We start from the raw sequence: 24,627 nt of genomic DNA, 5'->3' as shown, positions 1-24,627 counted from the left end.
GTCCAGACTGCGGTAATTATACTGGTTTGCTGGCGGGAACAATACGCCGCAGGGCAGGGCGGCGTGCCGGCCATTGGTGCATGAAAACATCAACCTGGCCGGTTCCGCTTGTATATATGCACTTTTTTGCAGCGAATTGCCCGGATCGCTGCAATCGCTTGGTGCAGAGGGCCTGACAAACGCTACAATCGACCCTTTATGATGACGCGCGTGCGTGATTTTTCCGCCGCGCGCAGCCACACCGGATAATTTATGAACAAGCGCCCCACGCTGAAATTGAACCCCAAGCCGGCGCCTGCCGCCGCGCCTGCCGCCGCAAAATTGCGTCCCAGCTACCACCCCGACCTGAAACCGGTGCTGCAACCCGGCTTCCAGCCCGACCTGCGCGCCGATTCGCTGGCTTTTTGCCTGCTGGGCGCGGCCAATGCGGTGGCCCAGGTGCGCACCGGCACGGCCCTGCCGCAGGCGCTGGCCAAAGTGTTTGCACAATCGAACGCCAGCCCGCAGGCGCGCGGTGCGATCCAGGATATTTCCTATCGCACCATGCGCCAGCTGGGCCGCAGCGAAACCCTGGTCGGCCTGATGACCTCCAAGGCACCCGAGCCGCCGATGCTGGCCGCGCTGCTGTGCTGCGCGCTGTCCCTGATGTCGGCCGAGCCGGGCGAGCAGCCGTATGAAGAATTCACGGTGGTCGACCAGGCCGTCACGGTGGCCACTTCGCACCCGGACCTGGCGCACGCCAAGGGCATGGTCAACGCCGTGCTGCGCCGTTTCCTGCGCGAACGCAAGTCCCTGCTGGAGGCGGCCTTGCAGCAGCCGCTGGCGCAATGGAATTATCCGCAGTGGTGGATCGACGCGCTGCGCGTGGCCTATCCGCGCGACTGGCAAGCCATCCTGACGGCCGGCAATGCCGTGCCGCCTTTGACCCTGCGCGTAAACCGCCGCAAGAGCACGGTGGAAGATTATCTTGCCGTATTGCAGCAGGCCGGCATCGCCGCGCGCCAGGTGGGGCCGTTTGCCGTGCGCCTGGACAAGCCGATCGGCGTGGCGCTGATCCCCGGCTTCGAGCAGGGCGTTGTTTCCGTGCAGGACGCCGGCGCGCAGCTGGCCGCGCCGCTGCTCGATCTGCAGGACGGCATGCGCGTGCTGGACGCCTGCGCCGCGCCCGGCGGCAAGACCTGCCATATCCTGGAATTGGCCGAGGTGCAGGTGACGGCGATCGACGCCGACGCCAAGCGCCTGCCGCGCATCGCCGAAAACCTCGAGCGCCTGGGCCTGGAGGCGACATTGAAGGCGCAGGACGCGCAGTCAAACGCCTGGTGGGACGGCCAGCAGTACGACCGCATCCTGGCCGACGTGCCGTGCACGGCCTCGGGCATCGTGCGCCGCCACCCGGACATCCGCTGGCTGCGCCGCAAGGGGGACGCCTTGCAACTTGCAACACTTTCCTCGAAAATTCTGGACAATCTGTGGCAGATGCTGCGCCCCGATGGTAAATTGTTGTTCGTGACTTGTTCATTGTGGCCGCAAGAGTCCGAAGCACAAGCGGCAGCATTTGCGGTGCGCAATAATGCGACCCGTTTGACAGCCCCTGGCCAGCTGTTGCCGACCGGCAGCGCGGAACAGGACCATGACGGTTTGTTCTATGCGCTATTTCAAAAAAATGCGGCTTGAGCGATTTGTCGCCCCTTTTTCCACGGATACGACCGGCACGCTTGTGACATTTTTCCGCCTCCTGACCCTGCTGCTGATGCTGGCATGCCTGACGCCACGCGCGCATGCCGCCGATGTGGTCGAGATCACGCGTGCCTATATCGAAGCGAGCGACGAGGGTTACAAGCTGGCGGCCAGTTATTCCTTCGACCTCAATCACGACCTGGACGACGCCGTGCAGCATGGCGTGCCGCTGTTTTTCACGACGGAAATCGAACTGACCCGGCCACGCTGGTACTGGTTCGACGAAAAAGCGATTGTTGCGCGCCAGACCAGCCGGCTGTCGTACAACGTGCTGACGCGCCAGTATCACGTCTCGCTGGGCGGCTTGCAGCAAAGCTTCGCCACCTTGGACGACGCGCTGTTCCTGATCCGGCGGCCCAGCCGCTGGCTGGTGGCGGCGCGCGGCGCGCTGAAAGTGGGGCAGACCTATAACGTCACCTTGCGCATGGGCATGGACCGCGACTACCTGCCCAAGCCGATCCAGGTCAACGCCTTCAACAACAGCGACTGGCGCCTGGCTTCGAACAAAAAAACCTTCTTGTATACGGCGGAGTAGTGAGCCAGGCATTGCGCTATCTGCTGGTGGTGGGCGGCGGCATCGTCAGCATCCTGCTGTTCCTGCTGGCGTCGGCATCCGACAATTCCGGCTTTTTCGACCGTTACTACACCTGGCTGCTGGGCCTGAACGCGGCCGTCGCCGTGTCCTTGCTGGCGCTGGTCGGCATTTCCCTGGGCCGGCTGTATGCGCGCTACAAGAGCGGCAAGTTCGGCTCGAAGCTGATGATGCGGCTGGTAATGCTGTTTGCCGCCGTCGGCATCCTGCCGGGCCTGGTGATCTTTCTCGTGTCGGTGCAGTTCGTTACGCACTCGATCGAATCGTGGTTCAACGTCAAGATCGAAGCGGCGCTGGAATCGGGCCTGGAGCTGGGCCGCGCCGGCCTGGACGCGGCGCTGGTCGAACTCGACCACCGCGGCAAGAAGGCGGTCGATGAATTGCGCAGCGATCCCGTCACCGGCCCGGCAGTGCTGACCAGCCTGCTGCGTGAAGAGGGCATGCAGAACGTGATGGTCGTCAGCGGCGACGGCGTGCTGCTGGCCAGCGCGGGCCCGCACAGCGGCGCCGACCTGCCGACGGCGGCCATGCTGGCGCAGGCGGCCACGCCAGCCGGCTATGCCTCGGCCGAAGGCGGCGCCGAGCTGCATGACGATGGCAACGAGTCGGGTGGTGGCGGCATGCGCGCCGGCCCGCTGGGGCCAGAGGCGACCGCCAGCCTGCGCCTGCGCGTGCTGGTGGCCGTGCCCGGACCATCCGTGTCGCCACGCTACCTGCAATTGCTGCAAACCGTGCCGCCCAAGCTGGCCACCAATGGCGAGATGCTGCGTGGCGCGTACAGCGAATACAAGGAACGTTTCGTGGCGCGCGTGGGCCTGCGCAAGATGTACATGGAAATTCTCACCTTGACCCTGCTGCTGGCCATTTTCGGTGCCATCGGCAGCGCCTTTCTGATCGCCAGCAAGCTGGCCCAGCCGCTGCTGCTGCTGGCCGAAGGCACGCGCGCGGTGGCCGAGGGCGATCTGTCGCCGCGCCCCATCGTTGCCTCGCGCGACGAACTCGGCACCCTGACCCAATCGTTCAACATCATGACGCGCCAGCTGCTCGACGCGCGCACGGCGGTGGAAAGCAACCGCGCCGCCTTGCAGAACGCCAAGGCCCACCTGGAGTCGGTGCTGGCCAATATGTCGGCCGGCGTGATGGTGCTCGACGGCGACTTCAAGCTGGTCACCTGCAATGAATCGGTGGAGCGCATCTTGCAGCATGCGGGCGTGACCATGGTCGGCCAGCCGCTGGTCAGCATTACCGGCATGGAAGAATTTGGCATGGCCATCGTCAGCGCGTTTTCGGCGCAGAGCGCGCAATCGGCCTCGGGACGCCATTTGCAGCGCCTGCACTGGCAGCGCCAGATGGAAATTCCGCGTCGCCTGGGCAGCAGCGCAGACGAGCACGACATCACCCTGCTGGCGCGCGGCTCGCGTTTGCCGCTGGAGTCCGGCAGCGGCTACATCGTCGTCTTCGATGATATTTCCGACGTCATTTCGGCCCAGCGTTCGATCGCCTGGGGCGAGGTGGCGCGCCGCCTGGCGCATGAAATCAAGAATCCGCTGACACCGATCCAGCTGTCGGCCGAACGCCTGCAGATGAAGCTCGAAGGCAAGCTGGAGCAAAGCGACGCCGACCTGCTGGGCCGCGCCACCACCACCATCGTCAAGCAGGTCGATGCGATGAAGCGCATGGTCGACGACTTCCGCGACTATGCGCGCACGCCGCCGGCGGTGCTCACGCCGCTGCGCCTGAACGAGCTGATCGAGGAGATATTGAACCTCTACCTGGGCGGCGACGACGGCGACATCATCCACCCGCTGCTGGCGCCGAACCTGCCGATGGTGATGGGCGATCCGACCCAGTTGCGCCAGGTGATCCACAACTTGCTGCAGAACGCGCAGGACGCGATGGCGGACTTGCCGGAGGGCACACCGCATCCCCGCATTGACGTGCGCACCGAAGCAATTCATTATCGCAGTGCGGACGGTGGCGTGAACGTCGCCGTGCGCATGGCCATCACCGATAACGGCCCCGGTTTCGCGCCCAAGATCCTGGCGCGCGCGTTCGAGCCGTATGTCACGTCCAAGGCGCGCGGCACCGGCCTGGGCCTGGCGATGGTGAAGAAAATCATCGATGAACACGGTGGGCGCATCGATATCGAGAACCGCGTCGACAGCAGTGGCGCTTCGGTCGTCATTTTGCTGTTAAAGTTAGCTCCCGACGCTGTGGCTTAGCATTGTGCTGGCGAAAGCGTCTGGTTTAGTATTTAAAACACTAATAAAATCATAGTTGTCCGCCGCGTGCCGTTTGGGTGCGCGGGGCGGCGAAATGAGGAAGGCAAGACACGAATGGCAAACATACTCGTAGTGGATGATGAAATGGGTATCCGTGAGTTGCTCTCGGAGATACTGGGTGACGAAGGCCATGCTATCCAGCTGGCTGAAAATGCGCAGCAGGCGCGCGAAGCACGTGCCGCCGGCGCGCCCGACCTGGTGCTGCTGGACATCTGGATGCCCGATACCGACGGCGTGACCCTGCTCAAGGAGTGGCAGCGCGATGGCTTGCTGACCATGCCGGTGATCATGATGTCGGGCCACGCCACCATCGATACGGCAGTCGAAGCGACACGCATCGGTGCATTGAACTTCCTGGAAAAACCGATCGCCCTGCAAAAGTTGTTGAAAGCCGTGCAGCAAGGCCTGACCCGCGCCCAGGAAACCGTGCGCGCGCCGGCCGCCGCGCCGCGCCCGGTGGCGCCGACGCCCGTCGAAGAGAACAGCAGCCATCCGGTGCCGAGCTTTGGCGGCAGTGCGCCGCAGCAGATGATGGTGCGTCCCGGCATCGCCGCACCGGCCCAGGCCGAAGGCCATGGCTACAATCTGTCGTTCGACCTGCCGCTGCGCGAGGCGCGCGACGCCTTCGAGCGCATGTATTTCGAACACCACCTGGGCCGCGAAGGCGGCAGCATGACCCGCGTGGCGGAAAAGACGGGCCTGGAACGCACCCATCTGTACCGCAAGCTCAAGCAACTGGGCGTCGAACCGGGCAAGCTGGCCAAGAAAAACCTGTGACGGCACCGGCAAGGCGTCTGACGCCGCTGACCCTGGTCAGCGGCGGCCATGCCAGCCTGCGCGAGGCCGCCATCGCGCAAGCCTTGCCGCCGGGGCAATCCACTGCCGTGATCCTCGAAGGATTGGCTGACGGCAACTCCATCCTGGCCGACCTGGCCGAACACACTTCCCCTCCCGCCGCATTGCAGTTGCTCCGCATCGCACCCGGTTGCCTGTGCTGCAGCGGCAATCTGGTATTGCGTGTAACATTGAATCGTCTTCTGCGCCATCCGCCCGCGCATTTGTTCCTCAGCCTGGCAGACGCCACGCATATCGAACAACTGCGCAGCTGGCTTGCCGCCAGTCCCTACGATGCCTGGCTGGCGCTGGAGCCTGAGCTGACCGTCACCGCCTGACCGTTATTGCCGTAGCCGTCCCGATCGCAGTTTGCACGCAGTTTGCATCTCGTTACAACTACTTTCCCTGCAGAGCGGGATCGCGCTTGAAATGCCATGGCATGGTCCCCACCTCTGTTCTGAAACCGCAGGAGTTCCTCCTGCTTGAGCGAAGGACGCACAATGAACCTGATCTATAACAGCGAGCAATATAGCGTCGTGGAATTCGGCGCCGACCGCAACCTGGACGCCTTGCGTTTCGGCGGCTATGAAATCGTCGACAAGAGCGGCAAGCGCGAAACCTTTATCGCCGGCGTGCTGGCGCAAAACTTTCGCCGCGATGTCAGCGAGCTGATCGCCAGCGAACCGACCATGGAAGAAATCGATGAATTTCTCGGCAGCTACGATTCCCTGATGAGCCAGCCGGTGCTGCTGCACTAGACACGGCGGGTTGGTGGCGATCGCCACCAACCCCATTCCCTTGACGGCATGGTAAGGTGGCGGGGTTACCTTGCTGCAAAGTCATCATGTGCCAACTTCTCGGAATGAATTGCAATGTCCCCACCGACATTGTCTTTAGTTTTACCGGCTTCGCCATGCGCGGCGGCCATACCGATACCCACCACGACGGCTGGGGCATCGCCTTTTTCGAAGGCGCCGGCGTGCGCCATTTCGTCGATCACCAGGCGGCCATCGCCTCGCCGGTGGCCGAGCTGATCAAACGCTATCCGATCAAGTCGCGCAATGTCATCGCGCATATCCGCAAGGCCACGCAAGGCCGGGTAGCGCTGGAAAACTGCCACCCCTTCGTGCGCGAACTGTGGGGCCGCTACTGGGTCTTCGCCCACAATGGCGACTTGAAGGAATTCAATCCCGTGCTGAATGGCAGCTATCGCCCGGTCGGCTGTACCGACAGCGAGCGGGCTTTCTGCTATCTGCTGCAGGAGCTGCACGCGCGCTTCGGCGACGCGCCGCCCGCCTTGCCGCAGCTGCACGCGGCGCTGGCCGAGCTGTTGCCGGGCATCGCTGCGCACGGCACCTTCAACATGATGCTGTCGAGCGGCGAGGCGCTGTTTGCCCACTGTTCCACCAGTTTGCACTATCTGGTGCGACAGCATCCGTTTCCAACTGCTAAACTATCCGACGAAGACCTCAGCGTGGACTTTTCCCAGGTCACCACGCCGCAGGACCGGGTGGCCGTGATCGTCACGCAGCCATTGACGACCAACGAGCAATGGACGGCGTTCGCGCCCGGTGAACTGAAGCTGTTTGTAGACGGCGCTGTACAAGAAGCGCCCGTGATTTAATTTGTTGACGACAATACCGGGCAATGCTGCCAAAATAGCCAACAGCGCGGGCACATGGTATGGTCAATAGTGAACCCTGACGCAGGCGTGGCGCCGCCAGTGTCACTCGACGTGATTGATGAAGATTTAATGATCGATATTTCCAGCAACGACATCACCCCGAAACCCTTGCGCGTGCGCGAGTTCTATCTGGGGCGACAGCCCATCCTCGACCGCAACCAGGCCCTGTTCGGCTATGAGTTGCTATTTCGCAACGCTCCGGTCGGGCCTGCCAATATCACCAGCGACCTGTCGGCCACGGCCACCGTGATCGCCCATGCCTCGCAGCTGGGCATGGAAAAGGTGGTCGGTGACGCGCTCGGTTTCGTCAATGTCGACGCCGATGTGATCATGAGCGACATCTTCAGTTTCCTGCCGCGCGAAAAAGTAGTGCTGGAAATCGTCGAATCGATGCAGGTGACGCCGGAACTGCGCGCGCGCATCAGCGAGCTGGCCGGCCATGGCTTTGTGTTTGCGCTGGAAAACGTGGTGGCCGACACGGCGCAAGTGCAGGAATTGCTGCCGCTGGTGCAATACGTCAAGATGGACATGCGCACGGTCGAGCCTGCGGCCCTGGCCAGCCTGGCGCTGCGCTTCAAGCGCGAGCAAAAGAAACTGGTGGCCGAAAAAGTCGAAACGCGCGAAGAATTCAAGTCGACCCTCGACCTCGGTTTCGATTACTTCCAGGGCTATTACTTTGCCAAGCCCGCCATCATGACGGGCAAGAAGCTGTCGCCGTCGCAGCTGGCCGTGATGGAACTGATGACCCTGGTCACCTCGGACGCCGACAATATGGACATCGAGCGCGCCATCAAGCGCGACGTGTCGCTGGCCCTGAACCTGCTGCGCCTGGTCAACACGCCGGCCGTCGGCGCGCGGCAGCGCATCGATTCGCTGAGCCAGGCCGTCAGCGTGCTGGGCCGCCGCCAGCTGCAGCGCTGGCTGCAAATCATGCTGTATGCGGAGCCAAGCAAGCGCGGCCACAGCATGACGCCGCTGCTGATGCTGGCCACCACGCGCGGCCGCCTGCTCGAATTGCTGGCCAGCAAGCTGCGCCCGAACCACGCCCATTCGGCCGATATCGCCTTTACGGTCGGCATCATGTCGCTGATGGACACGCTGTTTGCCGTGCCGATGGCCGATATCCTGAAACAGATCGAAGTGATCGACGAAGTGGCCGAAGCGCTGCTGTCGCGCGGCGGTTTCTATGGCGACTTGCTGCGCCTGGCCGAATGCATCGAGCGCATCGAAGACATGGAAGGCGAGATCGTGCCGACCCTGCGCGACCTGGCGATGTCGCCCGACGACCTGGTCGAGCTGGAAATGGCCGCGTTCGAGTGGAGTGACAACGTCGTCAGATACGCGCTGTAATCCTGCACCACCATGGGCATGGCCAACACTATTGTCGGATTACGGCCCGATGGGCCTAATCCGACCTACGCGGCTTCAAATGGCCGTAGGTCGGGTTAGCGTAGCGTAACCCGACACTACCGCCACCGCCAACAATGTTGTTTAGGCCGCCGCCCCCGGCCAATGCTTGTGCAGCTCGGGATCGGTGCGCAGCTCCCACAGGGCCAGCACCACCACGGCGATGCCGGTAATCAGGCAATTCCACAGGATGGGGCCCTGGTCGGCCAGGCGCAGCACCCATGGCGACACCGCCACCCACACCCCCACCAGCAGGTTGACGACGACGGCCCAGAAATAGGTCTTGTACAGGTCGAAGGCGGCCAGCACGGCGATCACCAGCCCGGACGCGAGGGCATTGATCATCTGCGGCGAACCTTCCGCATAGCCCAGGGCCCAGGGCGACACGATCAGCCACAGGCCCAGCAGCAGGATCACCTGGTCCTGCCAGCGTTTCAGTTTGAATTGCGTTGCCATATTGCCTCCCAAGAAGATGCCGGCGCCCCCCGACGCCCGCATACAGCCTTAGTGGCATGGCGGCGGGCGAAAGTTCCGCGCGCCACCTGGCGGGCTTAGGACAAATTCGGCGCCAGCCAGCGTTCGATATCTTCCTTCGGCACGCCACGGCGCTTGACCATGTCTTCCACCTGGTCTTCACCGATCTTGCCGACCACGAAGTATTTCGATTCCGGGTGGGCAAAGTAAAAGCCGGACACGGCCGCGCCAGGGAACATGGCGTAGGACTCCGTCAGCTGCATGCCGATTTCCCCGGCCTGCAGCACGTCGAACATCTCGCGCTTGACGGTGTGCTCGGGGCAGGCCGGGTAGCCCGGCGCCGGACGGATGCCGACGTATTTCTCGGCGATCATGTCGTCGTTGCTGAGCTGCTCGCCGGCGGCATAGCCCCACAGGTCGGTGCGCACGCGCTCGTGCAGGTATTCGGCAAACGCCTCGGCCAGGCGGTCGGCCAGGGATTTGAGCATGATGGACGAATAATCGTCATGCGCGTCTTCAAAGCGCTTTTCGTATTTCTCGATGCCGATGCCGGACGTCACGGCAAACATGCCGATGTAATCCTTCACGCCCGAGGCCTTTGGCGCAATGAAGTCGGCCAGGCACTGGTTTGGCCGCTGCACGCCGTCGACCACCGGTTTCACGCCCTGCTGGCGCATGCCGTAGTAGGTGAAGGCGACGGTGCTGCGCGTATCGTCCGTATAGACTTCGATATCGTCGTCGTTGACGCTGTTGGCCGGCAGCAGCGCCACCACGCCATTGGCCGTCAGCCAGCGCCCGTCGATCAGCTTCTTCAGCAGCGCCTGGCCTTCCGCATACACCTTGGTGGCCGCGTCGCCCACCACTTCATCGGTCAGAATGGCGGGGAAGGGGCCGGCCAGGTCCCAGGTCTGGAAGAACGGACCCCAGTCGATATACTGGGCCAGCGTGGCCAGGTCGACGTTCTTGAAGACGCGCCGGCCGATGAACTTCGGTTTCACGGGCGTGCTGGCGCCGTCAAACGGCAGCGCCATCCTGTTGGCGCGCGCCTTGGCTAACGACAAAATCGGCAGCGCCTTCTTGTTGGCATGCTGCTCGCGGATGCGCGCGTAATCGAGTTCGATGTCTTCCACGTATTTGTCGCGCTGCTCGGGCGTCAAGAGCGACTGCGCCACCGACACCGAACGCGAGGCGTCCGGCACGTAGATGACGGGCCCTTCGTAGTTGTGGGCAATCTTGACGGCCGTGTGGGCGCGGCTGGTGGTGGCGCCGCCGATCAAGAGCGGAATTTTGAGCATGCGGAAGTGTTCGTCGCGCTGCATTTCCTTGGCCACATAGGCCATTTCCTCCAGCGACGGCGTGATCAGGCCCGACAGGCCGATGATGTCGGCGTTTTCCACCTTGGCGCGCGCCAGGATTTCCGAGCACGGCACCATCACGCCCATGTTCACCACTTCAAAGTTATTACATTGCAGCACTACGGTGACGATATTCTTGCCGATATCGTGCACATCGCCTTTCACGGTGGCCATGATGATCTTGCCTTTCGGCTTGGCGACGATGCCGGTGCGCTTTTCTTCCAGCAGTTTTTCTTCCTCGATAAACGGAATCAGGTGGGCCACGGCCTGCTTCATCACGCGCGCCGATTTCACCACCTGCGGCAGGAACATTTTTCCCTGGCCAAACAGGTCGCCGACCACGTCCATGCCGGCCATCAACGGTCCCTCGATCACATGGATCGGGCGTCCGCCGTTGTGCAGCAGTTCCTGGCGCGCCTCTTCCGTGTCCTCCACGATGAATTGCGTGATGCCGTGCACCAGCGCGTGCGACAGGCGCGCCTGCACCGTGCCTTCGCGCCAGGCCAGGTTCTGCACGTCGGCCTTGCCGCCGCCCGCCTTCAGGGTGCCGGCAAATTCGATCATGCGTTCGGTCGAGTCTTCGCGGCGGTTCAGCACCACGTCTTCCACCCGCTCGCGCAGCTCCGGGTCCAGGTTGTCGTACACGCCGACCATGCCGGCGTTGACGATGCCCATGGTCATGCCGGCCTTGATGGCGTGGTACAGGAACACGGTATGGATTGCTTCGCGGGCAGGATCGTTGCCGCGGAAACTGAACGACACGTTCGACACGCCGCCGGAAATCTTGGCATGTGGCAGGTTGTCCTTGATCCAGCGCGTGGCGTTGATGAAGTCGACCGCGTAGTTGTTGTGCTCTTCGATGCCGGTCGCCACGGCAAAGATGTTCGGATCGAAAATGATGTCTTCCGGCGGGAAGTCCAGCGCGTCGACCAGCAGGTGATAGGCGCGCGCGCAGATCTCGATCTTGCGCTCGAAGGTGTCGGCTTGTCCCTTTTCATCGAAGGCCATGACGATCACCGCCGCGCCGTAGCGGCGGCACAGGGTGGCCTGGCGCAGGAACTCCGCTTCGCCTTCCTTCATCGAGATGGAATTGACGATGGCCTTGCCCTGCACGCATTTCAGGCCCGCTTCGATCACCGACCATTTCGACGAGTCGACCATGATGGGCACGCGTGAAATGTCAGGTTCGGAGGCGATCAGGTTCAGGAAGCGCGTCATGGCGGCCAGCGAGTCGAGCATCGCCTCGTCCATGTTGATGTCGATCACCTGGGCGCCGTTTTCCACCTGCTGGCGCGCCACCGACAAGGCTTCATCGTATTGCTCGTTGAGAATCATGCGCGCAAACGCCTTCGAACCCGTGACGTTGGTACGCTCGCCCACGTTGACGAACAGCGAGTCGTCATTGACCACGAACGGCTCCAGGCCGGCCAGGCGCAGGTCGTGGCTCTTGGCGGGCAGGGTGCGCGGCGTATTGTTACCCAGCAGTTCGCCGATGGCCTTGATATGTTCGGGCGTGGTGCCGCAGCAGCCGCCGGCCATGTTCAGGAAGCCCGCGTCGGCAAATTCGCGCAGCAGGGCGGAGGTGTCTTCCGGCAACTCGTCAAAGCCGGTGTCGCTCATCGGGTTGGGCAGGCCGGCGTTCGGGTAGATGCACACGAAGGTGTCGGCGATCTTCGACAGCTCTTCCGCGTACGGGCGCATCAGCGCCGCGCCCAGTGCGCAGTTCAGGCCGATCGTCAGCGGTTTTGCGTGGCGCACGGAATTCCAGAAGGCGGGCACGGTCTGGCCTGACAGGATGCGGCCCGACGCGTCGGTGACGGTGCCCGAAATCATCAACGGCAAACGCACCACCTCCGGGTTCTGCTCGTAGAACAGGTCGATCGCGAACAGCGCCGCCTTGCAGTTGAGGGTGTCGAAAATGGTTTCCACCAGCAGCACGTCGGCGCCGCCTTCGACCAGGCCCCGGGTTTGCTGCAGATAGGACGCCACCAGCTGGTCGAACGTGACATTGCGCGCGGCCGGATCGTTCACGTCCGGCGAAATCGACGCGGTTTTTGGCGTCGGTCCCAGGGCGCCGGCCACGAAGCGCGGCTTGTCCGGCGTGGAATACTTGTCACAGGCGGCGCGCGCCAGTTTTGCCGCCTGCACATTCATCTCATAGGCCAGGTGCGCCATGTGATAGTCGTCCTGGGCGATGGTGGTGGCGCCAAAGGTATTCGTTTCGATCAGGTCGGCGCCGGCCGCCAGGTAGCGCTCGTGGATTTCCTGGATGATATGCGGCTGCGTCAGTGTCAATAATTCATTATTGCCTTTGACGAACAACTCGCGCGCACCCGAGTCGGCCGGCGCGGCGAAGTCGATGAAGCGGCCAGTTGGCCCCCCGCGATACGCCACTTCGTCGAGCTTGTACTGCTGGATGATCGTGCCCATCGCACCATCGAGGATCATGATCCGGCGCGCCATGATGGCGCGCAACGAGGCTTCGGTCGGGGACAGGGCGGGGATCACGGTATCGGTCATTTCATGCTTTCAATAGGCAACGGGCGGCGGCGCGGTGGGCAGGCGTTGCGCATCAGCAGGATCAGCCGACGGAGTGCGCCGGCCGGATAGGCTGGCGGAAGGGGGCAATCGCCTGAGTTCACCGGGTCTAAAATTATACGGCATCGCGCAGTTTTGGTTTTGGGCAAAAGCCCTTGGCGGCTGCGGATAGGCCGTCCACGCAACACATTGGCATGCCAAAAAGCGTGGCGATCGTGCCATCACACTTTCTCTCACATTCTCTCCCGCATTACATTTGTAAAAATCTCGGCCAAATTGTTAATTATTTAAAAGATATCATCTTGATAGTCACTGTTTATGTGGAAAAATCCCCACATTTTTGTAAATCCGTGAAAATTTTTTTTTATGAACCAACTGCCAATGTTCTATTTGAAAACAAAGCTTGATCTATAGCAATACAGAGCGAGAGCGGTAATGCCTAAAATAAAGGTTGTCTGTGAGTTATGTTAATTACTGCCGAGAGTATTTAAACCAAAGTCATTAATAGTTGTCTTTCGGAATTTTATTCAATCATAATGTCGGTTCCTTAGATCAACATTCTCTCCAAAAGTCACCGATATGTCACATACCTCTTTCACTTCTCCTGCTGTCGCGCTGCGCGGAAACGGATGCCAGCCATGAAAAACCATTTGCTTATTGCATTGATTGCCATGCTGGGTCTGTCCGCTTGCGGCGGCGGTGGAGGTGGCGGCGGTACCGGCACCGTGGTGGCGACCACCACCACCAACCCCGCGCCGGCGGTGGTGTCGGCCGTGACGGCCGTCTCGGCCAACAGCGCGGCCATCGGCACCAGCGTGACGGTCACCGGTAGCAACCTCGACCGCGTCTCGGCCTTCCAGGTCGGCGGCGTGACCCTGGTTGCGAGCAATGTCAGCGCCGGCAGCGCCACCCTGGCGATGCCGGCCACGCCGGTCACCGGCGCCCTGACCCTGGTGACCGCCAGCGGCACGGTCGCCACCAGCCAGGCCATCACGGTCTACCTGCCGTTGACGGCCGGCGAACTGACACCGGCCAGCGGCATCGTCGGCGGCAGCGTGACCATCACCGGCAGCGGCATGGCCAATGTCACGGCAGTGGTGTTTGCCAACGGCACCGCCGCCACCGTGCAAAGCCATACCGACAGCAGCGTGACCTTCGTGGTGCCGGTCGGCGCCGTGACGGGCCAGTTGACCGTGCGCGGTACCTTCAACGAAGCGCTGACCAGCGCCGCCTTCACGGTCTTGCCGACCGTTGGCGTGACGTCGATCAGCACCGCCATCAGCGGCGCCAATGTGATTGTGACCGTGGCCGGCAGCAACCTGGACCAGGTCAATGGCGCCACCATCGGTGCGACCACCGCCACGATCGTCAGCGCCAGCGCCACCGAACTGCGCGTGTCGGCGCCAAGCTCGGCCACCGGCAACCTGATGCTGTCGGCGCCGTCGCGCGCCGCCGTCAATGCCGGCACCGTGGCGGCGTTCACCCTGGGCGCCATCGATTTTTCGCAAGTGCTGAACCTGAGCGCCAGCGATGCGGCGCTGCGTTTGACGCGTGGCAAGCCTGCCGCCGTGCGCGTGTCGGTGCTGGGTACCCTGGCCGGCCGCAGCAGCCCGGCGGTGACCCTGGCGGCCACCTCGTCCACCGGCGCCAACCTGGGCAGCCTGGTCCTGAATGGTCCGGCCACCTTGCCAACGGCCAAGAACACCTACAGCTTCGACGGCAACTTCAGCGCCGCCTTGCCGGCCAGCTGGATCCAGCCCGGCCTGCAGGTGCGCGTGACGGCCGTCGGCAACGATGGCACGCAAGTGAGCCAGCAAGCCACGCCGGCCGTGTCGTCGGCCGCCAAGATGCACCTGGTGCTGGTGCCCCTGACCACCAACGACGGCACTTCCGTCCTGCCTGATCCTGAAGTGATCCGTGCCGCCATCGTGCGCGTGTATCCCTACGCCGCCGAAGACATCACCATCACCAAGCGCGTGGCGCTCAATGTCGGCGGCAGCAGCGCGGTCGACACCTGGTGGAGCGAGACCCTGCCGAAGATCGAAGCGGCGCGCAGCCAGGAAGACAGCAGCGCCTTCTACTATGGTTTCGCCACGCAGATGTCGGCCAGCCGCACCGCCGGCCTGGCGTATATCAGCGACCGCACCACGGGTGTTTCCAGCCCGTCGGCACTGGGCCTGGACGCCAGCGCCACCCGCACCGCCTCGGTCGATGCCTTCGGCAATGCCTGGCCCGAGTGGCTGACGACGATGATCCATGAAATCGGCCACAACCATGCGCTGCAGCACGTCGCCTGCGGTTCGCCGACCAATACCGCCGCCGACTATCCGTATGCGAACGGCGACTTGGGCAGCCAGCCACTGTATAACAGCAACTACGGCGCCACTATCGGCCAGTTGAGCCAGGCGACCTACACCAGCAACGGCAGCACCAAGCAGATGAAGGACGTGATGAGCTATTGCAGCGGCGCCTGGTTCTCGGACTACAGCTATGCCCGCATCCAGCAGTTCCTGGAAAGCTACGCCGCCCGCATCGCCCGCACCGGCCGCAGCACCTCGGTGGGCGCCAATGTGCTGGCCGCCGACAATGGTTATCTCACCGTTTCGGGCCGCATCACCGCAAATGGCGTGCAATTGCACCCGGCCGTGGCCTCGGCCACCGCGCGTATCGCTACCGCCGACAGCAGCGCCAAATACAGCCTGCGGATTTTAACGGCGTCCGGACAAACTATTAACGTGCCATTTGATACGCAGCAGCTGGCCGACAGCAGAGTCGACGTGAGCCACTTCCGTGTCAGCTTTGCCAACCCCGGCGACATCAGCGATATCGACGTGCTGGCCAACGGCAAGGTCGTCAGCAAGCTGGACCGTTCGGCACGCCGTGCCGCCGTGGCCAGCGCCGCCTCGCTGGAGGTCAAGCAAACGGCCGCCGCCCTGGCCCTGACGTGGAATGCCGACGTCGAGCCATATGCCGCCGTGCTGTTCGTCGCTGCCGATGGCCGCAAGACCGTGGTCGCCAGCGCCCTGACGGGCGGTACCGCTTCGGTCGATATCAGCGCCTTGCCGGCCGGTGGCCGCTTCGAGGTGAGCCTGTCGTCGTCGGTACGTGGCCGCATGGTGAAGGTGGCGCGCCAGTAAGCGCCCTGGTTTGCCAAGCGCTCAGCCGCCCGGCGTCGGGCGGCTGAGCGTTGACGGATATTGCCGCAGGCGCGTGGCCGTTTCCCTTATTGCTGCACGCTGAAAATCTGCCCGATCAGAAATGCCTGCAGATCATTTTTCAGTACCTGCACGATACCGCCGTTGGGGGTGGCCCACATGACAACAGTCTGTGCGAGGTTGTCGTACAGGTAGTAATGCCCATCGCCTGCGTCGAGCAGGGGAACGGCATTGCGCGGGTAGGTCGGATCGCGACTCAGGTCGGCATGGCTGTTTCTGACATTCAGGTAATAGTCGTCCGGCACGCCAAGCCCGTAGATTTCGATGCCGCCGAATACAATCACGCCGAAGGTTGTTAAAAATAATATGTATTCGGGCGACAGCTTCCATCCCAGTGCGGCTTCGAGGGCCCGCACGCCATCCATGGTTGCCGGGCGGTTTTTTGCCCGGTGGCGCTCGACCAGTTCTTTCAGTTCATTCATCATGCCGTACCCTCTCCACGCTGGTTTTCAATTTGTTGTGCCCGCGCTTTCCAATGCTCGATGCGCTCCTTGCAGAAGTCTGCCCGGTTGATTTCAGTTTCCTTGAGCTTGTCGTGCAGGATATTGTCATTGCCATTGCTGCGGTGTTCGGCGCCGGTCAGTTCGGCTAGCGGAGAATCGGGCTTTTGCCCGATATGATGCAGTTCAATCGGTTTTCCCTGGCTATCGAGCGGCGCCAGGCCCTCCTTCATTCGTTCCAAATTCGTTTCCCCCCACACGTCAGTTTTGTCCAGGTCGATATCGGTACGGATCAGAGCGTCCTTGTCATTGACGACGGTGGCCTCGAGTTCAGCTTTTTCATAGATCCCGCCTTCCGCTTCGCTGCCGATGGCATCGAGTACGGTGTCCGGGTAGTCGCCCTGTTTCAGACGCTCGCGCGTTTCACTACTGAGCGGCGGCAGCTGTTCGCGGCTTTCCTGGGTCAGTCTGAGCGGCTTGTCCAGTTCCGCAAGGTTCATGGTCCTGCCTGGCATGTCCTGCGCTTGCAGTGCCAACTGGCAGGACGCCTCAGGCTGATACATGGAAAACATTTCAATTTTCATACCGTCTCCTTATTCTCCAGACTGGCACGCCAGGCCGAGTAAATATGCACATGGCTTTCGTGCTGCAGGCTATGCTCTTTCATCAGGCAATGTTGTGCTGCCAGCCGCAGTGGGTCGTTCAGGCCATCGACCTGGTCATTGAGCAGCGTGTCGAGCAACCGGGACAGTTCAGGATAGCTGGCGGCCTGCTGTATCATTTGCCGGACCTGCGTGCGACAGCCAAGGATGTCGGTGACCAGCCGCGACAGCTGCTCGAAGCCGGCCTGTCGGCACAGCAGTGGTAACTCGTGCTGCTGGCGAGCCCGGACCGCCCCGAGCAAGGCGATTTTGCTTGATGCCAGCAAGGGCAGCGTATGCAGGGCGGCTTCCACTATCGCCAGGTCCGGTTCGACGGTCCCTGCGACCCGTTCGGCAAGCAGCAATTGCAGAACATGCCGGAGGAGTGTTTTTCTATCAGCCTGATGCTGGCTTTCAGGCTGGTAGACATACGGCCGCTCGACGCCATCGAATTTGCGCACCTTGCACAATACCGGCTCAAGCCAGTCATTCTGGTAAACGATGGCCACGCCTTTCGGCAGGCGGGCAATTTCATCGAGCTGATCGTCATGCAGGGCCACCGACTTACCAATCAGGCGACGGTCCGATTCTTCCGGCAGGCGCATGATGATCTTTGTATTGGTATTGCGGATGGCCGCGATGTCGACCGCCTGCGGCGATTGGTCGACAATGAAGAAGCTTTCGCCGAACGTGCGCATTTCGGCGATCGCATTGGCTAGCATTTCCACCGATTTTCCGGCCAGGCTGGCGCCTTCGGCACCGCCGTCGTTCCCGGTGCGTTTCAGCAGATGGTGGGCCTCTTCCAGCACCGTCACATGGCGCAAGGGCCGGTTCATGCCGCCCTGGGCCATCCGGTATTCGCTCAGGCGCATCACCAGCACGCCCATGATCAGTGACTTGGTTTCCGCAGAGCCAATACGGCTCAGATCCACGATCACCGGACTGTCGAACAGGACATCGCTGGCGATCTCGTTGGCGCTGAAGATCTGGCCGTTCAGGCCATTGGTCAGCGACCGGATGCGGGTGGAGAGCGCACCAATATAGTTGCCCTTGAGTTCAGCCGAGTAGGCAGAACCGGCGATGACTTGTTCCAGGGTGACGAGCAGGTCGGCAAACGACGGGAACAATGCGGCGTCAAAGCGGTTGCTCGACCTGTCGAGATCCCAACCGCATTGCTCGTAGGCTTGCAGGATCGCTTCCTTGAGCACCGCCGGCATGGCGGCATACATCGGCCAGCATACATTGAAGATTTCGATCAGCCGGTCGACGTGTTCAAGTACATGGGTGGCTGCGGGAAACTGGAAGGGATTGATACGCAACAGCGCACCGTAGGCCGGATGGGTGCCGAACACCTGCACGCCGGGAACTTGGCCAAACACATGCTTGTATTCGCCCTTGGCCGGTTCGATGACCAGGAATGGAATGCCGGCCGCGCTGATCTGGCTCAGCATGCCATACACTGTGTTGCTCTTGCCTGCGCCAGTTGATCCACTGACAAAGACGTGGCTGCACAACTGATCGAGACCGAGATCGATGGTCTGAGGCATGTTTTCCCACAGGTGACGGATCTGGCCCAGGACGATGCTGCGGCGGCCCGTTTCCAGACCATTTCCGCCGTCCAGGCGCTGCACCTTGCGGCCGAATGCACGGGTTTCCACCACGGCCACCGTCGACGTCGATCGGCGGGGCAAACTGAGCTGGATGGCCAGTTCCTTGCCCGATACCAGCGTTGCCGGTGTCAGGCAGGCAATCGGTAACTGCTTTGCCAGGGCATGCTGGAGCGGGGGATGGCTGAGCGTTCCCAGCCAGTCGAGTACCGCCGACTTTTTTGCCGAATTCCAGGTCGTCAGCGCAAAATCTTCATGGCTGGAATTGTGGCCACGGATGAGTCCCAAAAAAATGCTGGCCAGCGCTTCGGACGATGCCGTGCTGTCGCCGAGGAAGTAAGCGGCGGCGTTCCAGCCGCCATAGGTCTTTGCTTCGTTGATGCGCGCCAGGTGGTGGTCTATCTTGGCGAGCAATTGTTCGATGCTCTTGTCCGTGGTCTCGATCGTCACCTGGCGGTTGGCGCCAGTGGTACGGTTCGAGGAGCGGCTGTCGGTGCTGCCGCTGGTCGTGGTGCTGGAGGTGGTTTTGCCTGTCGACGTGCCTTCGGACATGGTGTCGCTCTCGCTGTGGCCGGTCGACAGCGATTCGCTGGTGCCGGTGGTACGCTGCTTGTCGAATGCGGTGGCGATGGCGGAGCCAAGCTGGGCGCCGACCATGCTCCCTATAGGTCCGAATGCCGAGCCGCCCACGCCGCCCAGCAAGGGGCCGATAATGGCCGCCGCCTTGGCCGTTCCGGTCTTTGCACTGAACGACTCGGAGCTGCCCCTGGTCGTGGTGGACGAAGTGCCGGCGGTATGGGCCTGGCTGCGCGTTTCCGTCATGGCCAGGCTTTCCCCCAGCGAGGCGCTGATGCTCTGGCTGATGCTCAGGCCGACGCTGTCGCTTTCCTGCTCGCCGAATGACAGCGACAGCTTGTGCAGCGGAGACAGCTGTGTTGCCACCTGTTCATAGCCGATGCGGATCTGTTCCAGGTTCTGCGACGAGACCGGTTCGGCCAGGATCAGCGCCTGGTACACGCGCCGCTCTGCCGCATCGATGAAGCGCTCCAGGCCCTGCATGAAATGGTCGCTGTTATCCGTCGACAGGGCCGGTACGCCGGTGACGGCGGTGATGCTGGCCGCCGGATTGGCTTTTTCCGCCAGCAAGCCGTCGAGCAGATGGTCGGTTTCGCGCGCGGCCAGCGGCAGCAGGGAGCTGCCGGAAAAGTGTCCCTTGAAGGTTTCGAGCAGCAGTTCGCCGGAGTTCTGGCCCAGCGCCTTGCCAGGTTCGCCGCGGGTGCCGATATACAGATCGGTTTCGCTGCCGTTCGAGCGCAAGAACAGGAAGATCGAGTAGCCGGCCGCGCCCAGCGTGGTGTAGGCGGCGGTCGTGCTTTCAAGAACCGATTGCTTGTTGCCCTGGACAATGCGCTCAATGCGAAACAGCCGCAGGTCGCTGGCGCGCCGGAAGGGCAGGGCGTCACTGGCGAAAGCTTGTACCGGATAGTCTTGCAACTCTGCAAGGTAGCTGCGATTGATGAGGGTGCGCCCGGCCTGCAGATTCAGGGCGGCGTTTTCACGAATCTGTTCGGCGGCGCGGAGTGTCAGATTGTTCGACGTCATGTTCACTTTCTCAATGCGAGTATCAGGATGACCACGGCAGCGAGCGCGCCACCGATCAGCAGTGCGGTAAGCATCACGGGCGACAGACCATGCCGGTGACGGACTGGCTGCGGACGGGGTGGCTGCGGGCTCGGGCGTGGCTGCTCATCGTGCAGGCGCGGTCCCCTGGCAGGCGCAGGACTGCTGCTCTTGACCGGCCTGCTATCCGGCGCCATGCTGATGGGACTTTGTCGGCGCAGATATTCACGTACGTCGATCAGATGCAGAAAGCGTTCCTCGGAAAAATTGGTGTCGAGATAGACCGCTTGCAGGCCGTAATAGTCTGCGCTCCATTGTTCGCGGTTCTGCACGATGGCCCGGGCAAAAGCCTTTTCGCTGTACGGTTCGCACAAATCGGTGACACGCGTCCTGGTCCAGGCCAGCGCGGCGCGCAAGGTGTCGGCGTCGAGGCGCTTGTCCTCGAGTTCCACGATCAGCGCGGTGCGCAAGGTGGTCAAATCGCCTTCTTCCACGAATTTCCTGAGGTTGACGGAAGGGGTGTAGCCAGTATGGCTGTCGCTGCGGGCAGCGGCCGGCGCTGGCTGCGCATTTGCCACGAACCCCTTGCGGCCCTCTTGTCGAAAGTGTTCGCGTACCTGCAGCAGATGCTCCAGCCGCTCAAAGGAAAAATTTCTCTCTGCCACCTTCTTTTGCTGGCTGAAATATTGATCGTTCCAATGCAGGGGCTCCGGCCTGATCGCGTCACGATTTTCATCGGCGATATACGGCATGAACAGGTCCGGTTGCGCGGTCCTGAGCTCGCCGGCCATGTTGCGCAGCAGCGCGGTAGCGGTTTGCGGATTGTTGATGGCTTCCAGGAAGCTCTTGCGGGCAGTGGCGAGTTTGTTGGTATCGATGGTCATGGTCAGTTCACACGGCGAGGGCTTGATCGAGTTTGGCCTTGAATGCAGTGATCCACTCCTGCAATTGCCGGGCTTCTGCCAATGCTGCTTCACGTGCTTTCTTGTCGGTCAGTTTGTGGTCGATTGAATTGAGCAGGGCGTCGAATTTTGTATCGAACTCCAGGGTCATGAAAGTCAGGAACTGGTCGATCAGCTTGTCCTTGCCCACTTCGATGCGCATGCGCGCGCTCTTGACCAGTTTCGAGAATTCCCCGCGTACACGCGTCTGGCGCTCTTTCCACAGGTCTGCCAGGTCAATATATTCTTCATTGCCGTAAATATTGCTTGTCCCCGTATCGCCCCAGGTCCACGGCTTGTACCATTTGCTGGTGCTGACCTCGCGCGTGCCGACCACGACCCTGCGCGTCTTGATTTCATTGTCTTCCACGCCAAGATTGAGGGAAATGCCCGCAACCGACTTGCGTATTCCTTCCAGCACCGGCAGATCCAGCTTCCGGCATTCATCAAACAGGTCCGTCACATAACGCTGGTACTGGGCGGCCAGGTCCAGCTTGATCGCCTGCTGGCTGTCTTCAAATTCCGACTCGTACTGGTTGACCAGCGTATTGAAATGGAAGCGCAGATTTTCTTCCGTTTCGTTCATTTTTTGTTCGGCCAGTTCCGGCGTTGTCACACCGACCAACTGTTCGGTGACCTCCTTGATGAACTTGTCGTTGTCGGCCTGCAACCTGGCCAGGGCCAATTCGGTGCCTGGTGGCAGTACCGAGCCTTCCCGCGCAATCTGGTCCTTGTAGGCCGCGGCATTGAAGCCTTTGGCGCGGCGTGCCTGCAAGTCCTGCAACTCGTCTTCGATGAACGCCAGTTCCTTTTCGTCGTGCTCCAGCTGCGACATCAGCTGGCTTTCATTCAGGCCGACGTCAATCGCCTTGGACAGCGCGTCGTAGACGCGCTTCACGCGATGCGGCAGGTTGTATTTGTCGATATATTCGTCGATCATGGCTTCGACCGCTGGCAGGCCGCTGCTGAGCATCAGCGGCGAGTGCTGTCTCGCCTCCAGCGCGCGCGTCACGCGCGACGTGATCGGCATGTACTGCAGCAGGTTCATGCTCGGCACTTCGCTGAACAGGTCCGCCATGGTGTTGTAGTCGCCGCGTTCCTTGCGGGAGTGACGGTCGCCAGGCTTGCGGATCAGGCGGGTCAGGTTGGCCGAAACCGGGTACACGAGCGGATTCTGTATGCCATTGTCGCCCAGGTATTTGCGCACGCGTGTCAGCACCGACGGCAGGTCTTCGCCCTTCTCCGGATCGAAGACATCCATCTTGTTGATGACGAAGATGAAGCGGTCCCTGCTTTGCTTGCCGCCTCTGCGCATGGCGTCCGCCACCAGTCGGAGCAGATTCTTGTCATCGTTCGTGCCCAGCTGGGTGGCGTTCAGCACATACAAGATCAGCGGATTGCGGCGCGAGTCCTGCACAAAGCTCATCGTCACGCGCTCGTGATCCTGATCCTGGCTGTTGTTCGGGCCTGGCGTGTCGGTCAGTACCAGCCGCACGTTGTCACGTTGCTTGACGGCCTGGATATCGCCCTGGATGGCAATTCTCATGGTATCGTCGCGCCTGTTCCAGTCAGTGATGGTGTCAAGCGTCACGTTCTCATGGAAAACGTCTTCCCGGCCCTGCTTGTCATAGCGACTGCCGCGAAATGCGGCCAGTCCTTTGTCGTCAGCGATGGAAGTGATCGTTGCGGTCGTCGCTTCGTTGGCTGCCGGCAGCAAATCGTGGCCGAGCATGGCATTGATCAGCGTCGACTTGCCAGAAGACATGGTGGCCACGACATACACGTCGAAATCCGCGTTGAATGCTTCTTCGAAACATTTTTTCATTTCCTCATCCTCTTCGATGTAGGCATCGAATTTTGGATGGGCGCGCGCTTCGGTCATCAGGCTGCGCATCGACTCAAGACGGTTTTCGGTCGCCTCCGTCGCCTGCCATGTGACGTCGATCTGCATGCCACGCGCGCTTGCCACGCTGGCTGCCTCGACGACGTCCGCATAGTCCGATTCCACGCCATGGAATACGACATGGAAATTGCTGTCGCCATTGAACAGCATGCTCAATTCATCGAACAGCTTTTCGATCCAGAGCTGCAGGCGCGATTCCTTGTAGCTGCTCAGCTTGCAACCGTCGGCTGGCGGCTCGCCGTTGATGACGAAGCGGGTGTCGACGATAAAGGGATTGTGGATGATTTCAATATGATGCATGGCTCACGCGGCGATGTTAGGTTGATTTAAGAGAAACTCGACGGTTCTGATCCCGCTGCGCAGCACCACTTGCTGCAGTGCCACAAGATCCCCGGCGGGAGGCTGGCGGGCAGATCGGTTGCCGGCCTTGCCCGCTTTGGCCTGGCGTCTGCGCACGCCCGACTTGAGCGCATCGGGCAGGGCGGCGGCATGCAACAGGCACTCCTGCTCCACGGCCAGGTCGTCGAGAGCGTGTTTTAGCCTGCTGTGTTCGGTCCGCGTCAAGGTCTGGGCATTCAGGGCTTTTCTGGCATACAGCGCAAGGCTGGACATGGTAGGCACAATGATCGGCTGCTGAAAGCCGCATTGCTCCAGATAATGCCTGGCTTTTTCCACATGGCTGCTGACCAGCTCGCCACGCTCGCGATCCAGCAGGTCGATCTTGTTCAGGATAAATACCAGCCGATGGCCCGAATGCCGGTCCAACTGTTCACGCAACTGCGCCAGCAACTGTTGGTCATCCAGCGTACCCATCTGGCCGGCGTCGAGCACGTAGCACAGCAGCTTGAAAGGAATGGTGTGCAGCGCATCGAGCGTCACCTCGGCGTGGCGCCGATCCTGGCTGTTGTTCGGCCCCGGCGTATCGTGCAGTACCAGCCTGGCAGCGCGGCGGGAATAGCCTGTACCGATCTTGCCGGACAGACGGATATGCTTTACCTGTTCGTCCGCGTTCCAGCTCCTGACCTGCTCAAGCGACGCGTTCTTCTGCATGCCGATACGAATTCCGTCATGGGAGTAGCTCGTGCCACGAAAATATTTTGCCCGGCTGCAGTGTTCGATGCTGGTCACGCAGGCCGTCGTCGCCTCATTTCCAGACGGCAGTAGCTCATGTCCGACCAGGGCATTGATAAAGGACGATTTGCCGGCACTCATGGTCGCCATCACCAGGACATCGAAAGTCTCCTGTTGTTGTGCGGCAGGCGTCGTCTTCGCCCGGACGCTCTTTTTTTCTAGGGCGGCACATTCTGCTTACCTCTCCCGCGGGCACTATTGAAGCGCGTTGCTGTCCAAGGTCGCA

The 24,627-nt window shown here is 61.7% G+C and carries 17 protein-coding genes; 9 read left to right on the top strand and 8 right to left on the bottom strand.

Going from position 1 to position 24,627, the window contains the following annotated elements; all coding sequences use genetic code 11:
- Window positions 1-252 precede the first annotated feature (252 nt).
- The 8 genes from rsmB to ACP7B7_RS25030 all read left to right on the top strand — a co-directional run bounded on the left by rsmB (window position 253) and on the right by ACP7B7_RS25030 (window position 8,479).
- Window positions 253-1,674 carry a 16S rRNA (cytosine(967)-C(5))-methyltransferase RsmB gene (gene rsmB / locus ACP7B7_RS25065; protein ID WP_426078510.1) on the top strand — a complete coding sequence of 474 codons (1,422 nt, stop codon included), beginning with the start codon at window positions 253-255 and terminating at the stop codon, window positions 1,672-1,674.
- A gap of 76 nt (window positions 1,675-1,750) precedes the next feature.
- On the top strand, window positions 1,751-2,272 hold the full coding sequence (locus ACP7B7_RS25060; protein ID WP_308925650.1) for a DUF4390 domain-containing protein: 522 nt from the start codon (window positions 1,751-1,753) through the stop codon (window positions 2,270-2,272).
- Window positions 2,272-4,551: a sensor histidine kinase gene (locus ACP7B7_RS25055; RefSeq protein ID WP_308923803.1), complete on the top strand. Its 2,280-nt coding sequence runs from the start codon at window positions 2,272-2,274 to the stop codon at window positions 4,549-4,551. Before ACP7B7_RS25060 ends, ACP7B7_RS25055 begins: the two co-directional genes overlap by 1 nt.
- Before the next feature lie 114 nt (window positions 4,552-4,665).
- Window positions 4,666-5,388, top strand: a complete 723-nt coding sequence (locus tag ACP7B7_RS25050; RefSeq protein ID WP_308923804.1) for a response regulator — start codon at window positions 4,666-4,668, stop codon at window positions 5,386-5,388.
- Window positions 5,385-5,783 carry a GTPase gene (locus tag ACP7B7_RS25045; protein WP_308923805.1) on the top strand — a complete coding sequence of 133 codons (399 nt, stop codon included), beginning with the start codon at window positions 5,385-5,387 and terminating at the stop codon, window positions 5,781-5,783. The genes ACP7B7_RS25050 and ACP7B7_RS25045 overlap by 4 nt, the downstream gene beginning before the upstream one ends.
- A gap of 162 nt (window positions 5,784-5,945) precedes the next feature.
- Window positions 5,946-6,203 (top strand): BTH_I0359 family protein, encoded by a 258-nt coding sequence (locus ACP7B7_RS25040; protein WP_308923806.1) that lies wholly within the window; start codon window positions 5,946-5,948, stop codon window positions 6,201-6,203.
- Window positions 6,204-6,289: 86 nt separating this feature from the next.
- Window positions 6,290-7,069 carry a class II glutamine amidotransferase gene (locus ACP7B7_RS25035; RefSeq protein ID WP_308923807.1) on the top strand — a complete coding sequence of 260 codons (780 nt, stop codon included), beginning with the start codon at window positions 6,290-6,292 and terminating at the stop codon, window positions 7,067-7,069.
- A gap of 129 nt (window positions 7,070-7,198) precedes the next feature.
- Window positions 7,199-8,479 carry an EAL and HDOD domain-containing protein gene (locus ACP7B7_RS25030; RefSeq protein WP_308923808.1) on the top strand — a complete coding sequence of 427 codons (1,281 nt, stop codon included), beginning with the start codon at window positions 7,199-7,201 and terminating at the stop codon, window positions 8,477-8,479.
- A 141-nt stretch (window positions 8,480-8,620) separates the two neighbouring features.
- On the opposite strand, the gene ACP7B7_RS25025 is transcribed toward ACP7B7_RS25030, so the two are convergent.
- Both ACP7B7_RS25025 and metH read right to left on the bottom strand, forming a co-directional pair.
- A complete protein-coding gene (locus tag ACP7B7_RS25025; RefSeq protein ID WP_308923809.1) occupies window positions 8,621-8,992 on the bottom strand; it encodes an SPW repeat protein in 372 nt (123 codons plus the stop codon).
- Window positions 8,993-9,087: 95 nt separating this feature from the next.
- Window positions 9,088-12,885, bottom strand: coding sequence for a methionine synthase (metH, locus tag ACP7B7_RS25020; protein ID WP_426078509.1), 3,798 nt, complete (start codon window positions 12,883-12,885; stop codon window positions 9,088-9,090).
- Between the two features lie 656 nt (window positions 12,886-13,541).
- Here metH and ACP7B7_RS25015 point away from each other — a divergent pair.
- On the top strand, window positions 13,542-16,040 hold the full coding sequence (locus ACP7B7_RS25015; RefSeq protein ID WP_426078508.1) for an IPT/TIG domain-containing protein: 2,499 nt from the start codon (window positions 13,542-13,544) through the stop codon (window positions 16,038-16,040).
- 86 nt (window positions 16,041-16,126) lie between these two features.
- Here the strand turns inward: ACP7B7_RS25015 and ACP7B7_RS25010 are convergent, their stop codons facing one another.
- The 6 genes from ACP7B7_RS25010 to ACP7B7_RS24985 are packed head-to-tail and all read right to left on the bottom strand — an operon-like array spanning window position 16,127 to window position 24,491.
- Window positions 16,127-16,543: an SMI1/KNR4 family protein gene (locus ACP7B7_RS25010; protein WP_308923812.1), complete on the bottom strand. Its 417-nt coding sequence runs from the start codon at window positions 16,541-16,543 to the stop codon at window positions 16,127-16,129.
- A complete protein-coding gene (locus ACP7B7_RS25005) occupies window positions 16,540-17,142 on the bottom strand; it encodes an HNH/ENDO VII family nuclease (RefSeq protein WP_308923813.1) in 603 nt (200 codons plus the stop codon). Before ACP7B7_RS25005 ends, ACP7B7_RS25010 begins: the two co-directional genes overlap by 4 nt.
- On the bottom strand, window positions 17,139-20,408 hold the full coding sequence (locus tag ACP7B7_RS25000) for an ATP-binding protein (RefSeq protein ID WP_308923814.1): 3,270 nt from the start codon (window positions 20,406-20,408) through the stop codon (window positions 17,139-17,141). The genes ACP7B7_RS25005 and ACP7B7_RS25000 overlap by 4 nt, the downstream gene beginning before the upstream one ends.
- 2 nt (window positions 20,409-20,410) lie before the next feature.
- Entirely contained in the window at window positions 20,411-21,310 is a 900-nt protein-coding gene (locus ACP7B7_RS24995) for a hypothetical protein (RefSeq protein ID WP_308923815.1), read from the bottom strand.
- 7 nt (window positions 21,311-21,317) lie between these two features.
- Entirely contained in the window at window positions 21,318-23,570 is a 2,253-nt protein-coding gene (locus ACP7B7_RS24990; RefSeq protein WP_308923816.1) for a dynamin family protein, read from the bottom strand.
- 3 nt (window positions 23,571-23,573) lie between these two features.
- Window positions 23,574-24,491 (bottom strand): dynamin family protein, encoded by a 918-nt coding sequence (locus ACP7B7_RS24985; protein WP_426078529.1) that lies wholly within the window; start codon window positions 24,489-24,491, stop codon window positions 23,574-23,576.
- Between the last annotated feature and the right edge of the window lie 136 nt (window positions 24,492-24,627).

The sequence above is a fragment of the Janthinobacterium sp. PSPC3-1 genome (assembly GCF_049896105.1).
GTDB lineage: Bacteria > Pseudomonadota > Gammaproteobacteria > Burkholderiales > Burkholderiaceae_D > Janthinobacterium.
This window is presented reverse-complemented; position numbering and strand designations above follow the sequence as displayed.

What these genes read in the sequence shown, in the direction of transcription:
- rsmB (WP_426078510.1), top strand. Translation starts at nt 253, where the DNA reads ATGAACAAGCGCCCCACGCTGAAATTGAACCCCAAGCCGGCGCCTGCC.
- ACP7B7_RS25060 (WP_308925650.1), top strand. Translation starts at nt 1,751, where the DNA reads ATGCTGGCATGCCTGACGCCACGCGCGCATGCCGCCGATGTGGTCGAG.
- ACP7B7_RS25050 (WP_308923804.1), top strand. Translation starts at nt 4,666, where the DNA reads ATGGCAAACATACTCGTAGTGGATGATGAAATGGGTATCCGTGAGTTG.
- ACP7B7_RS25040 (WP_308923806.1), top strand. Translation starts at nt 5,946, where the DNA reads ATGAACCTGATCTATAACAGCGAGCAATATAGCGTCGTGGAATTCGGC.
- ACP7B7_RS25035 (WP_308923807.1), top strand. Translation starts at nt 6,290, where the DNA reads ATGTGCCAACTTCTCGGAATGAATTGCAATGTCCCCACCGACATTGTC.
- ACP7B7_RS25030 (WP_308923808.1), top strand. Translation starts at nt 7,199, where the DNA reads ATGATCGATATTTCCAGCAACGACATCACCCCGAAACCCTTGCGCGTG.
- ACP7B7_RS25025 (WP_308923809.1), bottom strand. Translation starts at nt 8,992, where the DNA reads ATGGCAACGCAATTCAAACTGAAACGCTGGCAGGACCAGGTGATCCTG.
- metH (WP_426078509.1), bottom strand. Translation starts at nt 12,885, where the DNA reads ATGACCGATACCGTGATCCCCGCCCTGTCCCCGACCGAAGCCTCGTTG.
- ACP7B7_RS25015 (WP_426078508.1), top strand. Translation starts at nt 13,542, where the DNA reads ATGAAAAACCATTTGCTTATTGCATTGATTGCCATGCTGGGTCTGTCC.
- ACP7B7_RS25010 (WP_308923812.1), bottom strand. Translation starts at nt 16,543, where the DNA reads ATGATGAATGAACTGAAAGAACTGGTCGAGCGCCACCGGGCAAAAAAC.
- ACP7B7_RS25005 (WP_308923813.1), bottom strand. Translation starts at nt 17,142, where the DNA reads ATGAAAATTGAAATGTTTTCCATGTATCAGCCTGAGGCGTCCTGCCAG.
- ACP7B7_RS25000 (WP_308923814.1), bottom strand. Translation starts at nt 20,408, where the DNA reads ATGACGTCGAACAATCTGACACTCCGCGCCGCCGAACAGATTCGTGAA.
- ACP7B7_RS24995 (WP_308923815.1), bottom strand. Translation starts at nt 21,310, where the DNA reads ATGACCATCGATACCAACAAACTCGCCACTGCCCGCAAGAGCTTCCTG.
- ACP7B7_RS24990 (WP_308923816.1), bottom strand. Translation starts at nt 23,570, where the DNA reads ATGCATCATATTGAAATCATCCACAATCCCTTTATCGTCGACACCCGC.
- ACP7B7_RS24985 (WP_426078529.1), bottom strand. Translation starts at nt 24,491, where the DNA reads ATGGCGACCATGAGTGCCGGCAAATCGTCCTTTATCAATGCCCTGGTC.